Source organism: Granulicella tundricola MP5ACTX9 (assembly GCF_000178975.2).
Taxonomy (GTDB): domain Bacteria; phylum Acidobacteriota; class Terriglobia; order Terriglobales; family Acidobacteriaceae; genus Edaphobacter; species Edaphobacter tundricola.
The window spans coordinates 1,067,290-1,081,071 of record NC_015064.1 but is presented as its reverse complement, the minus strand read 5'-3'; the positions used below and the strand labels follow the sequence as shown (position 1 = coordinate 1,081,071).

At 60.7% G+C, this 13,782-nt stretch carries 9 protein-coding genes; 3 read left to right on the top strand and 6 right to left on the bottom strand.

The window, feature by feature from the left end; translation table 11 throughout:
• Positions 1–8 precede the first annotated feature (8 nt).
• A complete protein-coding gene (locus ACIX9_RS04505) occupies positions 9–296 on the top strand; it encodes a type II toxin-antitoxin system Phd/YefM family antitoxin (protein WP_083808383.1) in 288 nt (95 codons plus the stop codon).
• Between the two features lie 501 nt (positions 297–797).
• On the opposite strand, the gene ACIX9_RS04495 is transcribed toward ACIX9_RS04505, so the two are convergent.
• From ACIX9_RS04495 to rodA, 6 genes are all read right to left on the bottom strand, one after another.
• On the bottom strand, positions 798–1,802 hold the full coding sequence (locus ACIX9_RS04495) for an outer membrane beta-barrel protein (protein WP_013579291.1): 1,005 nt from the start codon (positions 1,800–1,802) through the stop codon (positions 798–800).
• Between the two features lie 241 nt (positions 1,803–2,043).
• Positions 2,044–6,078 (bottom strand): Rne/Rng family ribonuclease, encoded by a 4,035-nt coding sequence (locus ACIX9_RS04490; RefSeq protein WP_013579290.1) that lies wholly within the window; start codon positions 6,076–6,078, stop codon positions 2,044–2,046.
• A gap of 601 nt (positions 6,079–6,679) precedes the next feature.
• Positions 6,680–7,780, bottom strand: a complete 1,101-nt coding sequence (locus tag ACIX9_RS04485) for a PAS domain-containing protein (RefSeq protein ID WP_198152157.1) — start codon at positions 7,778–7,780, stop codon at positions 6,680–6,682.
• Positions 7,781–7,839: 59 nt separating this feature from the next.
• Entirely contained in the window at positions 7,840–8,142 is a 303-nt protein-coding gene (locus ACIX9_RS04480; RefSeq protein ID WP_013579288.1) for a KH domain-containing protein, read from the bottom strand.
• A 169-nt stretch (positions 8,143–8,311) separates the two neighbouring features.
• A complete protein-coding gene (locus ACIX9_RS04475) occupies positions 8,312–9,289 on the bottom strand; it encodes an alpha/beta hydrolase (protein WP_232298785.1) in 978 nt (325 codons plus the stop codon).
• Between the two features lie 62 nt (positions 9,290–9,351).
• A complete protein-coding gene (gene rodA, locus ACIX9_RS04470; protein ID WP_013579286.1) occupies positions 9,352–10,452 on the bottom strand; it encodes a rod shape-determining protein RodA in 1,101 nt (366 codons plus the stop codon).
• A 202-nt stretch (positions 10,453–10,654) separates the two neighbouring features.
• Between rodA and ACIX9_RS04465 the strand changes: the two genes are divergently transcribed.
• Entirely contained in the window at positions 10,655–11,170 is a 516-nt protein-coding gene (locus ACIX9_RS04465; protein ID WP_013579285.1) for a GNAT family N-acetyltransferase, read from the top strand.
• Between the two features lie 713 nt (positions 11,171–11,883).
• Positions 11,884–13,782 carry a M1 family metallopeptidase gene (locus ACIX9_RS04455; protein ID WP_013579284.1) on the top strand — a complete coding sequence of 633 codons (1,899 nt, stop codon included), beginning with the start codon at positions 11,884–11,886 and terminating at the stop codon, positions 13,780–13,782.

The window sequence follows — 13,782 nt, the reverse complement described above, 5'->3', positions numbered from 1 at the left end:
CTTAGCCTATGAGAACAGTGAACATTGGCGAACTGAAAAACCAGTTAAGTAGCTATCTCCAATACGTGAAGAACGGCGAGGAGATTGTGATCCGGGATCGTAGCGTTCCCGTGGCACGAATTCTGCCCTTCCGGCAGGGCGCTGAATGGGATCACGAAGTTGAACTCGTCGCCTCCGGTGCCCTGAAGATGCCGGAAGAGGCGATGGACTGGGATCAGTTCTTTTCCATGCCCGCAGGCAATGTCTCACAAGAGACCGCAGTTGAAGCTGCCATTGAAAGCCGGGGAGACCGGTGAAACATGCGTTCTGGGATACAAGCGCCCTGGTCCCTTTGTGCCTCAAGCAACAACCAAGCTCGAGCGTTCATCAGCTTCTCGTTCAACACGACATTGCGGTGTGGTGGGCTACACCGGTCGAAATGCGCAGCTCTTTCGAGAGACTCCTGAGGATGAAGCAGGTGACAGCCATTGAACATGCGGAGGCTGGCGCAAGACTTGAGAAGCTTCGGCGCAGTTGGCGAGAACTCCAACCAAGTGAAGCACTCCGGGCCCAGGCAGAGACCTTTCTGACAAGCTACCCATTGAAAGCCGCCGACGCACTTCAACTCGCCGCTGCGTGGACTTGGTGTTCAGGGAATCCCCAGACTTGCATCTTCATCTCAGCAGATGCCCAGCTTCTCTCGGCCGCGCAACAGGCCGGATTTCAGATAGCCGCTGTGTGAGGTTTCGAAGTCGCTCCACACAAACAGATGGCCCGGCTCAAAGAGCCGGGCCATCCTGTTTGAAGCACGATCCAGGTTAGAACCGAACGCCAACCTTGATAGGAATGTAGCTCGTCCGGTTGCTGTTTGCAGGGTAAAAATTCGATCCGGTATAGGCCGCACCGAACGCCGAGTTCGCATTCGCAACGGTAATCCCCTGCTTTTGCGAGTTGATCATATACACATAACGGGCTTCAGCATAGAAGCGCTCCCCAGCAAAGCGAGATGGCTTGTACGTCAACCCGAAACCGCCATTGAAACCCGGTGCATTCGAGGTGTAGTGATCGATCACCTCGTTCGCCGTGTACTCGACAGGTCCGTAATAGGGATCGAAATACTCGCCCGTCTCCGGCAGCGTGAAGTTCGTCACCTTGTGATAGAAGCCCACGCCGCCCACGACATAAGCGCCCAGAGTCTCCCTCACCGCAATGTTGTAGGTCGGATTGACCGTGAACGACCAGATATGGCTGTTGCCATCCAGACCGTCTCCAGCCGTGCCGTACAGGGTGTTCTGGTTCGTCAACGTCGTTCCCTGCAGACCAAAGTGATCGTAGTCAAACTGTGCAAGCACTGAGAAATGCTTGTTGAAGTTGCGTCCGCCACCCACCTGGAAACCCCAGGACTCCGTGTCATACTTGTGCAAATTTCCAGCAGGAATAGTTACGCCCACACCCGCGATAAACGCATATTTGTTCGATCCATCCGGATTATGCGAGCTGTCGTTATACCGGCGGTTCCCATACCGGCGCCGCGGCGGTGGCTGCAGTGCATCCAGCCCCTTGATATCGAGCGTAGCCGTCTCAGCCACATCCACACCGCCAACCGGCTCTGTGCTGGAGCTGTACGACACGCCATCCAGCCCGGAGAAGTCCATCGGGTGAACGGCCGGCAGAACAACCGGAGCGGTCGCAGCCTTGGTCGTATCGACATCGGAAACGGACTGCTGTGCAAAGCCCAGCGTCGAGGCGCACGCCAAAGCAGCGATCGCTGCGGTGCGGCACACAAAGGCGGAGGGACGAAGGATCAGTGAATCGTTAAGCATGGTGAGGACTCCCTTGAGTATTGCCTGGTTCTTCAGACGTTCTAACCCGGCTGGTGGACTCTTGTTGTGGTTGGACGCACAAAACCCATCCAACGATTACTGGACCCGGGGCCTCCCCCAAGTCTGCACCAATTCCCGCTGAAATCCTTCACCAAAATGAAAGACGGGACCCAGGTCACAAACCAACCCGGATCCCGCCCTTGTTTTCTAGGCCCTAGTCACTAGGCCCTGGTCCCTGTTTTTAGTGGATATCAAACTGCTCCGGATGCAAGCTGGGATCGCTCTTCACCAGAATCGTCTTCCCGCACATCTCTTCCATCTCCTGCAGCCAGCGAGACGTCCCGGACTTCAACTGCTTCACGACCTCCGGATGCACGCGCAACATCACATCGCCGCGATCCAGATGCTTATGCATCTTCCGCATCTCGACATAGATGTCGTTGCACACCGTCACCGGCGACTTCACCATCCCGGTACCCGCACACACACCGCACGTCGTCGAGAGCGTCCGCTCCAGCGACTGCTTCACGCGCTTACGCGTAATCGCCACCAGGCCAAAGTCGTTGAACTGCAGAACCTTGCTCGGCGCACGATCGCTCTTCAGCTCTTCTTCGAGCGCTGCCATCACCTTGTTCCGGTTCTTCCGCTCATCCATATCGATGAAGTCGATGATGATAATCCCGCCCAGGTCGCGCAGCCGGATCTGCCGCACGATCTCAGGGATCGCGTCCAGGTTCGTCTTGACGATTGTGTCCTCAAGCCGCGCCGTCTTACCCACAAACTTGCCGGTGTTGATGTCGATGGCCACCAGCGCCTCGGTCTGGTTGATCACAATCGATCCACCCGACTTCAGCCACACCTTGCTCCGCAGAGCCTTGTTGATCTCTTCTGTGATGCCAAACTGCTCGAACAGCGGCGTCTCCTTCGTGTAGAGCTTCACACGCCGGATCAGGCTCGGCTGGAACCTCTGCAGGAAGCGCAGCACCCGCTCATACTCGGTCTCCGTATCGACCCAGATCGCAGAGAAGGTATCCGTCACCTGGTCGCGCAGTACGCGCTCGACGAGGTTGAGATCGTGATAGATCAACGCCGGAGACTTCGACGACTCAGACCGCGCCTTGATATCCGCCCAGAGGTTCAACAGGAAGCGCAGATCGCTCCGAAGCTCCTCTTCGCTAGCACCTGAAGCAGCAGTCCGAACGATGAAACCGCCCGAAGCCTCGCCCTTCTCGCTCAGCAGAATCTCCTTCAGACGACGACGTTCGCCATCGCTCTCAATCTTCCGCGAGACACCCGTGTGATTGACGGTAGGCATGAACACCAGGAACCGCCCCGGCAGCGCAATGTGCGACGTGATCCGCGCGCCCTTCTTGGCGATCGGCTCCTTCGCAATCTGGCACAGAATCTCCTGGCCCGGCTTCAGCAGCTCAGAGATCGCCGGCAGGTTCGTGCTCTGCATCGACTGCCTCGAACCACGTCCGCCACGCGAATCACGCGATCCGCCACGATCGGAGCTAGAACGCTCCGGCCGATCAGAACCCGCACCCGGCGAAGTAAACGACCCACGCTCAGAGTTACGGTCACCGCCACGATCCGAGCCGCGATCAGACCCACGATCCCGACGTCCACGATCGCCCCTGCGTCCATCCCGGCGGCCACGGTCATCCCGATCGCGCCTCGGCTCACGGCTCACATTCGCATCCGTACGAACCGGAGCAGCAGCCTCGCCGCCCTCCTGCACATGCGCGCCCTCAAAGCCCTTGCCGTACTCGGCGTCCTCAATCCCTTCCAGGCCCTCGTCGCTCAGACCCTCTTCGCCGCCTTCTTCCTCCTCGAACTCACCCTCACCGGAGGCGGAATCATAGTCCTGATCCTCTTCCAGGAAGTCTTCTTCCAGGTCATCCTCATCGATACCTTCGGTCGGCTCCGTGCGCGTGATCTGGTCGATCGACATCTCCCGCAGCATCGTCCCCAGGTCAGCCACACCCTCCAGCGTCTCCTGCTCGGAGTGATCCGAGTGGTCGGAATGTTGGAAGCTCTCGCCGCTCTGCGCATGAAGCGAAGGCAGAACCTCCTCCTCCTCGTCGAACATCTCCTCTTCCTCAAGATGTCCGTCGCCCGGCTGGAAGTGCGCCGCAACCTGCTTCTGCTCGACCACCGCACCCTCGTGCGCGATCGGTGCCGTCGGCTCCGCAATCTCCATCGCCGGAAGCTCATGCGCCGCCTCGGTCGGAGCCTCGGAGTGCATCTCGCCCGTAGCCGAGATCGAAGTCACATCATGCTCCACAACCTCGGGAGCAATCTCCTCGTGCTCCATCACCTCATGCTCGATCACCTGCTCATGAGCCTCGTGAGCAGCCTCATGCGTAGGCGTAATGTGCTCTTCGGCAGCGTCGCTGAACTCAGGCGTCTCAACCGGAGCACTCTGGCGATACTCGCTCGGCGGCACCGGATCGACCCGGAACGAAGCCGAACCCTCGGTGGGCTCAAACTCCTGCACATGCTCCACAAACTCCGGCTCGGCAGCAACTTCAACCTGCTCCGGCATCGGCGGCGGCGGCACAAAGGTGCTGTGAATCTGCTCAACTGATTCGGCCTGCGCAACCTCCACCGGCACCACATGGCCCTGGCCGGACTCAAACGGAGCCTGCTCAACCTCTACGCCATGGCTCGCAGTCAAAGGCTCAGCCTCAACCGCCGGAGCCACAAACGGCACCGGAGCAGCCACAGGAGCCGCGTACTCAGCCCGAGGCCCACGATCCTCACGCGGACGATCCTCACGCGGTCCACGATCACGCCCGCCACGATCATCCCGGCCGCCGCGTCCACGATCTCCACCACGCCCACGATCACCGCCACGCGAGTCGCGCGAGCCACGATCATCCCGCCCACGCCCTTCACTTCGCCCGGAGCTCGAAGAACCAGAGTCAGCTCCAGGCCCACGAGGCCGAATCGTCTCACCCGGCAGCACCAGCCCGCCGTCCCATGCGCCCTTCAGCGCAAAATCCTCGGCAGCAGCAGGAGCGGCAGCCTCAATCGGCTTCTCCTCCGGCAGATCCGTGCGGTACTTCCGCAGCGATTCACCCGGCAGAATGATCGGCTCAATCGGAGCCTCAACCTCAGCCTCAAACCCATAAGGAGCCGGAACCTGCTCCTGGTACTCCGGAGCCTCATCCGCGCTGCCGTCCACCTTGTACAAGCTCAGTGAAGGCGCAAACCCACGCGGTACACGCGGAGGAGCCTGCTGCCCCCCGCGATCCCCACGCCCACGATTCCCGCCACGATCGCGTCCACCACGCCCGCCACGGTCATTCCTGCCCTCACGCGGCGCACGCTCAGAGACCTCAGCAACCGGAGCCTCAGCTTCAGCAGCACTCGCCCCCATGTCGTATCCGCCGTCGAACGCCGGTTCAACCGAATCCTCAAACCCCGGAGCCGCAACAATAAACTCCTCGCCAGCCGGAGCCTCAGCACCCTGCGTAGCCTGACCCTCACGCCCCGGACCACGGTTACCCCGCCGTCCACGACGTCCACGCCAACGCCGGCTGCCATCTGCCCCCGGAGCGCCTTCACCCAACTCATCATTCCCAGCCGCAGGGGTCGCCTCGACCGGAGTCTCCACGGGAGCTACAAAGCTCTGCGCAGGCCTGTCTGTCCGATTGCCAGCATCAGCCCGGTTCCCACTCTCGCCACGATCACGCCGAGGAGTCCCATCAGAGTTGAACGCACCGCGATCCCGCCGGTTGCGCCCACCACGCCTGCTGCCGCGATCCCCACGATCCGACCGCTCCAACTCAGAGCCAGCTCCATTCCCATTCCTGGGCGCAACCGGACGAGCCGGATCAAGCCCGGAAACCGCCTCCGTAAACAGATCCGCATCCGTAGGCTCAGCACTCCGCTCCGGCAAACGCGCCTGATCAGAGCGATCCCCACGATCCTGCCGAGGCCCACGATCCCGCCCGCGGTCGTTCCCGCCTCCATTACGATCCCCGCGCGGAGCCTTATCCGCCCCATTCGCATTCGCTTCAAAGTCGGCGCTATCGCCGGCTTCTTCCATGAAGTCCGTGATGTAGAGGAAGGCGTCCCGCTCCAGCCCGATATCCACAAACGAGCTCTGCATGCCCGGAAGCACGCGCGTCACCTTGCCGTTATAGATGGAGCCCGCCAGCGTGTACTCGTTCTCACGCTCGTAGTAAATCTCAGCCAGTTCGTCGTTCTCAACAATGGCCAGCCGCGTCTCGTGCGGCGTAGAAGATATATAGATCTCTTTTGACATGCTCTCTGCTCTTTCTGCCCTCTGACGTATCCCGTCAGGTCAGGGCAAGCAGGCGCAAGCATTGAGATTCGGCGGCAGCGCCCTGGTTCAGGCGCTCCCAACCATCGGTACGGACCAATCCTGAGACGCAGAAGCGATGGTGTCGATTGCTGTTGCAAGGTGTTGGCACACCCCGGCCCCACACCTCCGCACGTTCGCGGAGCATAGGGCAAAACAGGATAGATCGGAGCCACGAATGGATGCTTCAAGCGAAAAAAAGAACGCGCGGAAGGTGACCGAAACAACCTCATGCTGAGGCGGGGCCGTTTGCCTTCCCATTGCGTTCATGCTCAGAACCTGTCCGGCCAACGGAGTTCGAAATCTCAAGCCTGGCCGGCCTTTTTTCTAAAATCTAAAAACTCTTAGGTCGTTCTAAAAGCTCTAAAGTCTCGTTGCCGCTCGGCGCCCGGCGCCAGTATGAGCGGGTTTACTGCACTGAATCGGCATCTGGCCGCTCAGCATGAAATCAGTATGCACCAGATTCGCAACAAACAGCAGAATCGGTCTGCACATATTGTAACCCCATCGTCACAAATCGGGATTGAGCCGTCTGCCCATACCCTCACTGCACCATCCCCGCTGGCCCCGGAACCTCCACAGACAAGCAGTAAAGCTTCTCAATCACCCCCGTCTTACTCCGGAGCGGCGTCACACTCACCAGCCAGTCCCGTCCCCCGCCTCCCATCGGCCGCACCACCTCATTGAGAACCGTCTCCCCCGCCAACCCGCGTTCGACCAGCGCTTCCAGCGCAGGAACACTCGCGCAGCACTCCCGCACCGGCCGACCCTCAACCTCATCCACCGGCTCTCCCAGCAACCCCGCCTGGATCTCGTTGATCCGCAGGATTCGAAGCTCCTTGTTAGCCTCCAGCAGCATCACCCCCACCAGCCCCGAGCGGTAGATCGCCTCCAGCTCCTGCCACTGCGTATAAAGCTGATCCTCACGGCTGCTCATCACCTGGTGCGACAACACACGATCCGTCACGTCGGTCGCCTGGATCATCACCCCGGACACCCTGCCCGCCCTGTCCCGCAGGGGATGATAGATAAAGTCGAAGAACAGATCCTGTTCCTGCTGAGAAATATCGGATTGCAGCCGGCCCGGAACCTCGATGCCAATATAAGGAACCCCCGTCCGGTAGACCTCGTCCATCAGCCCAAAGAACGGCTGCCCCTCCATCTCCGGCAGAGCCTCCCGAACCGTCTTGCCCAGGAACGCCTCCTTGGTCAACCGGCCCAGCAGCCGCACATAAGGCGGATTGATGAACGTCATCCGATGCTCCGGCCCTTCCGTCATCACAAACGGCGTAGGTGCCTGCATCAGAAACTCGTGAAACTGTTCCGCACCGTCCTGAAAACTGAAAGGATTCTTCACCGGAACCGCCGGAATCTCCACCACAGGATCAGGGTCGACGAACTGGCTCACCTCCACGCTCTCCGCGTGCAGTCCCAGCCGTTCGATCTCCGCAGCGTTCAGGCCCACCTCCACCCAGCGGTGCGGAAACGTCGGTTGCGAAACCGAAAGCAGCACCGCTGCAATGATCTCGGTCGTCAGATCCATCACCATCTCCGCCGTCGCCACCAGCTTCAGAAACGTATTCTCGTGGTCGAACGTCGTCAGCGAAAAGCAGCTCCGACCGGGCTCTGAAGCGGCAGACGCCATCTCGGACAGAACGATAAACCGTTCATCGGGCGTATGCAGGAAAGCCATCCGAGCCAACATCAGCTTCGAGCCTCAGTCTCTCCTTGAACCTCAAGCTCCATCCGCCGTCCGGGCCTTGACCCTATCGCGTTCACAAGCGCGCGCAACGACCGCGCCGTCCGCCCATCTCTGCCGGTCAGCACCTGCAAATCAACAGACGCCACCGTCACCAGCAGAATCGTTGTATCCCCTTCCGCAAAGCTCCGCAGCGCAACCCGGGCCGGTTGCGAGACCATACTCCGAACGACGCCCAGCACCGTCCTCCCCGTCAGATCGATCCCGTTCGCTTCGCCCGCCAAAGCCTCAGACGTCCTCATCGACATGCTTCGACCGCCTCTCTGCCCGAGTGAGATGCCACTTTCGATCTACCGCGTAATTATCCCCCCGTTCCTCAAAAGGAACAATGATTACTGCATATCTCTTTCTGCCGCATAACCAAAGTCGGATTCATTCCGGGAATCACCATGCCCTGGCAGACCCTCGTGCTCCACCCTACCGCCCCAGAAACCGCTGCCCCACCAGCCAGTCTCGAAACAGCCCCGGCCAGGCACTCTCCTCCGGAATCCCCTCCGCGAGCCCCGCCCCATGCTCTCCATGCGCAAACAGATGCGCGTCCACAGCAATCCCCGCAGCCCGCAGCGCAGCCACAAACAGCACGCTGTTCTGCGGACTGATCCGAGCGTCGTCCATGCTCTCAAACAGAAACACCGGTGGCGTATGCGGCGTCACGTTCTTCTCCCCGGACAGGTAATCCTGCAGATGCCGCAGTTGCCCTCCATCGAACCCCCGCAGCAGATTCTTGTACGAGCCCGAAGGCGGCACAGTAGCCGGGTCCATCGAGATCACCGGATATCCCAGCCCCAGCAGATCCGGCCGGCCCTTCTGTCCGTCCACCGCATCATGCACCGGCAGGTCGAAGTCGCTCGCCGAGTGCAGCGCCAGCGTACTCGCCAGGTGACCGCCAGCCGAGAAGCCAAACATCGCCACCCGCCCCGGATCGACCCCTAACTGCGCCGCCCGCGCCCTCACCAGCTTGATCGCCCTCTGCCCGTCCCACATCGGCACCGGATACCGGTACGTCCCGTCCTTCTGCACCAGCCTGTAGTACAGAACGAACGCATCCACCCCCAGCGTCCTTGAGAAGTACTCCGCCACCGGCGCCTGTTCCTTGGTATCGGTCAGCCGGTCATACCCTCCGCCGCCAACCACCAAAATCACCGGCCTCGGCTGCCGGGAACCCGACTCCGCCCGAAACACCTTCAGGTAAGGAATATCCCGGCAGGGATCGTCCCCCGCCGCACCCGGCGCACGCCCCTCCCATAGCCGAATCTCCTGCGGATCGCTCGCGTCAAAGCAGTTCTGCGACTCCGTCGCCTCCACCCTGTCCCGCTCATGCCGATGCATCTGGCCCGAAGCCCCCACACCCGTAAAACCCAAAATACCCAGACCCAACAAAAATCCGCTCTTCATCCAAACGTTCATAACCACTCAAACCCCAAAACCCGGAAAAGTTAGCCCGTGCACGCCAAAACCTAGTTTACAAATCGCCGCATCCGGATATTCATCACAATCCCCAGCGCCAGAAACGTAAACAGCACGCTCGATCCCCCATAGCTCAGCAGCGGCAGCGGAATCCCCGTCACCGGCATCAGCCCCACCACCATCCCCACATTCACCGCAATCTGAAACACCAGCACCGCCACCACACCCATGACGATGAACGTCCCCGGCAGATCGGAAGCCGTCTGCGCATTCTGGATCAGCCGCATCAAGATCAGGAAATAAAGCAGCAGCACCACCACCGCGCCAATGAACCCATGCTCCTCGCTCAGCGCCGCAAAGATAAAGTCGGTATAGGGAATCGGCAGAAAGTCCCCCTGCGTCTGCGTCCCTCTGTTCGTCCCCTTCCCCCAGATCCCACCCGACCCCACCGCAATCTTCGACTGCCGTATCTGATACCCACTTCCCTTCGGATCGTTATCCGGGTCCATAAAGCTCGTCAGCCTCGCCACCTGGTACGGCTTCAGCACCTTACCCGACTTCACCACCGCTCCACCCACCAGCAGAAACGCCAGGATCAGAATCCCCGCCTGCTTCCAACTGATCCCCCCCAGGAACAGCCCAATCACCAGCACCGGCACATAGGTCAGCGACGTCCCCAGGTCCGGCTGCGACAGCACCAGCAGCAGCGGTACCCCCACCAGCGCAAACACCTTGAAAATATCGGTCCACGTAAGATCCCTGCCCGCACGCGCCCAGAAAAACCGAGCCACCGTCAAAATCAAAATCAACTTCACCCACTCCGAAGGCTGAAAGTGGATCCCCCCGGGCAGCTTGATCCATCGCCGAGCCCCCAGCACCTTCGTCCCCACCACCTTCACCGCCACCAGCGCGACAAACCCAACCCCATACGCCCACGGCGCAATATCCAGCAGCCGGTGATAGTCCACCAGCGAGATCACGAACATCAGCGCCATCCCACCCAGCAGAAACAGAATCTGTTTATGGTCGAACCCCCGAAACTTCGTCATCAGCGTAGCCGACTTGATCTCCAGCACGCTCATCACGCTGAGCACACCGATCAACGAAAGCAAGGTCCAGTCGAAGTCACGAAAAGAGGAAAACCGCTGCATAGCCACACCCCAAGTCTAGTTGATGGAGTTGTCTTTGCTGTTCGGATTAGACGGGGGCTTCAGCCCCCCGTCACCGCCAAGGCAACAAGGGTGCTTCAGCCCCAGGCGGTCCCCTCCCAGCCCAAACCATTCCCGTGCCCCCTCTTTCCCTCCGTGCACTCCGTGATTCGCTTTCCGCGATCCCCGCCACTACCATAACCAAATGTCCGAACTCCCCATCCGCGTCTGCCACCCCGGAGACGAGCACTTCCTCTCCATCGTCGCCTCCGGCACCTTCCTCGAAAACTTCGCCGGCACCCTCGACGGAGCAGACGTCCTCGCCCACCTCCAGAAAAACAACTCCGTCGCCAAATACGCCACCTGGCTAGCCGACCCCCAAACCCACATAGCCGTCTCCGAACTACTCAACTCCCCCATCGGCTACGCCGTCCTCTGCCCCCCGGACCTCCCCGTCCCCCTCACCCCCACGGACATCGAACTCCGCCGAATCTATCTCTTCCAGCGCTTCCAGGGCACAGGAGTAGGCCTCGCCCTTCTCAACTGGTCCATACAAAAATCCCGCGACCTGAACATGACCCGCCTCCTCCTCGGCGTCTACGGCGAGAACCGCAAAGCCATCGCCTGGTACCACCGCCAGGGCTTCCAAACCATAGGCACCCGCCAGTTCCTCGTAGGCACCACCCTCCACGACGACCTGGTCCTGGCCCTCCCCCTATAAGTCCAGCAAAGGCTGGTGTGTTCAAGCTTTGAAAGGGCGGGACTTCAGTCCCGCCGTAAATAACTCCGAACGGTCCCGGCTTTAGCCGCTGAGGGAGTTCAACCCTCGCCCTACCCACCCCCACACTGTCTTCCACACACCGCAACCGTCGCCCCACCCCAACGTCGCCCCACCCCACAACCGTCCTACCCCCACAACCGTCCTACCCTCACAACCGTCCTTCCCCCACAACCGTCATTCTGCGCTGAGCGCAGAACCTCCGTAGTTGTCGTTCTAGCAGAACAACCGCCCACCCGCCTGACTTTTGCCAAGAGTCGCCAAAACCATCTAACCCATTACCCATCAACCACTTAAAAGTATTTTCAGAAAAAAAACTGGCAAAATCACGTGTCAAGCCCCCATCCGCCCCAAAATCCAAGCAACTCCAACAAACCAAACCACTTCCGCCTCAAAAATAAATGGCATATTACCCCCGCCACCTTGGTAAAATAGAACTACATAGAATACCTGGACGATCCACCGTCGCGGCCTTTCACTCCTATCCCGCTTTATCCCTTCGAGTTTAGTTACGCCTTCCTCTCCCCAAAAGGAGAAGTCCAGACCTAACCCAAATCGAATCAAGACTTTGAACCCAAACAAGGGGGAGAGGGGGTATACCCCTTGCTACACTCAACTCAACCAGCCCCACCACCTTGAACCAGGAGCCCCAAATCTTGAAGAAGATCCTGTCCGGTCTAGCCTTCCTCTTAGCACTGTCATCCAGCGCACAAACCCCGGCCTACGATCCTCTCGTCACCTTCGCTCCCCTCACCCTGCCAGACCCCGTCAACGCCTACCGCTCCGCCAACGGAGCCCCCGGCCCCAGCTACTGGCAGAACCGCGCCGACTACGAACTCCACGCCTCCATCGACACCGCCGCCAAGGTCCTCACCGGCGACGAGGTCATCACCTACACCAACCACTCCCCCGACGCCCTCACCAGCCTCTGGATTCAGCTCGACCAGAACACCTACCGCAAGGACGCCCGCTCCGCCCCCGCCGCCGGTGGCCGCCGCGGCATCCCCCGCACCCAGAGCACCGACGGAGACGTCCTCGATACAGTCGAAGTCGCCGGCCAGAAGGCCGACTACGTCGTCTCCGACACCCGCGTCCAGGTCCGCCTCGCCGCCCCCCTCGCCCACAACGGCGTCGCCAAGGTCCACATCAAGTACCACTTCACCATCCCGGAGAAGTGGGGCGGCCGCATGAGCTGGGGCGACGCCAAGGCCGGCCCCATCTTCGACATGGCCCAGTGGTACCCCCGCATGTGCGTGTTCGACGACCTCCACGGCTGGGACACCCAACCCTACCTCGCCAACGAGTTCTACCTCGAATACGGCAACTTCGACTACTCCGTCACCGTTCCCGCCGCCATGGTCGTCGCCGGCTCCGGTGAACTCGTCAACCCCAAAGAAGTCCTCACCCCTACCCAACTCAAGCGCCTCGACCAGGCCCGCGCCTCAGACAAAACAGTCATGATCCGCACGCTCGAAGAAGCAGCCGCCCCAACCGGCACCGGCACCAAAACCTGGCACTTCAAGATGGAGAACACCCGCGACGTCGCCTTCTCCGCCTCCGCCGTCTTCCTCTGGGACGCCGCAAGGATGAACCTTCCCGGCGGCAAGAAGTCCCTCGCCATGAGCTACTACCCCGCTGAGTCCGCCGGCGAACCCGCATGGGGCCGCTCCACCGAGTACCTCAAGGACTCCGTCGAGCGCTTCTCCGCCCGCTGGTTCCCCTACCCCTGGCCCAACGCCATCAACGTAGCCGGCCCGTCTTCAGGCATGGAGTACCCCGGCATCCTCTTCGACGGCATCGACGACAAGGGCAAGGTCCTCTTCTTCATCACCGCCCATGAGATCGGCCACTCCTGGTTTCCCATGATCGTCGGCTTCAACGAGCGCCGCAACGCCTGGATGGACGAGGGCTTCAACACCTTCATCGATATCTTCGAGTCCGACGACTTCTCCAACGGCGTCTACGGCCCCAAGCGTGACGGCGAGTACGCCCCCGGCGGCGGCCACCCCGCCGACGAGATCGCCAAAGTCATCGCCGACCCCGCAGCCCCCGCCATCCTCACCCGCGCCGACGCCATCAAGGAAAAGTACCGCCACCCCATCACCTACTTCAAGAGCGCCTTCGGCCTCACCCTGTTGCGCGACGACATCCTCGGCCCCCAGCGCTTCGACTTCGCCTTCCGCAAGTTCATCGCGGACTGGGCTTATAAGCACCCCAGCCCCTCAGACTTCTTCCGAGCCATGGAAAGCGAAGGCGGAGAAGACCTCAGCTACTTCTGGCGCGGCTGGTACCTCAACAACTGGCAGCTGGACCTCGCCGTCACCAAAATCGACCCCACCCCCACCGGAGCCACCGTCACCATAGAAAACCGAGGCCAGTTGGTCCTCCCCGCGGTCGTCGAACTCACCTTCGAGGACGGCACCAAACGCCGCGTCACCCTGCCCGCAGAAACTTGGATTCAGAAGACGGTCTACCCCCTGGCAGTAGAAACCACCAGCCCCCTCAAGCAAGCCATCATCGACCCAGACCACAACCTGCCAATCCTCAAACGCTAA

Excerpts from the sequence above, each read along its gene's own strand:
- ACIX9_RS04505 (WP_083808383.1), top strand. The coding sequence starts at position 9 with ATGAGAACAGTGAACATTGGCGAACTGAAAAACCAGTTAAGTAGCTAT.
- ACIX9_RS04495 (WP_013579291.1), bottom strand. The coding sequence starts at position 1,802 with ATGCTTAACGATTCACTGATCCTTCGTCCCTCCGCCTTTGTGTGCCGC.
- ACIX9_RS04490 (WP_013579290.1), bottom strand. The coding sequence starts at position 6,078 with ATGTCAAAAGAGATCTATATATCTTCTACGCCGCACGAGACGCGGCTG.
- ACIX9_RS04485 (WP_198152157.1), bottom strand. The coding sequence starts at position 7,780 with ATGGCGTCTGCCGCTTCAGAGCCCGGTCGGAGCTGCTTTTCGCTGACG.
- ACIX9_RS04480 (WP_013579288.1), bottom strand. The coding sequence starts at position 8,142 with ATGTCGATGAGGACGTCTGAGGCTTTGGCGGGCGAAGCGAACGGGATC.
- ACIX9_RS04475 (WP_232298785.1), bottom strand. The coding sequence starts at position 9,289 with ATGAAGAGCGGATTTTTGTTGGGTCTGGGTATTTTGGGTTTTACGGGT.
- rodA (WP_013579286.1), bottom strand. The coding sequence starts at position 10,452 with ATGCAGCGGTTTTCCTCTTTTCGTGACTTCGACTGGACCTTGCTTTCG.
- ACIX9_RS04465 (WP_013579285.1), top strand. The coding sequence starts at position 10,655 with ATGTCCGAACTCCCCATCCGCGTCTGCCACCCCGGAGACGAGCACTTC.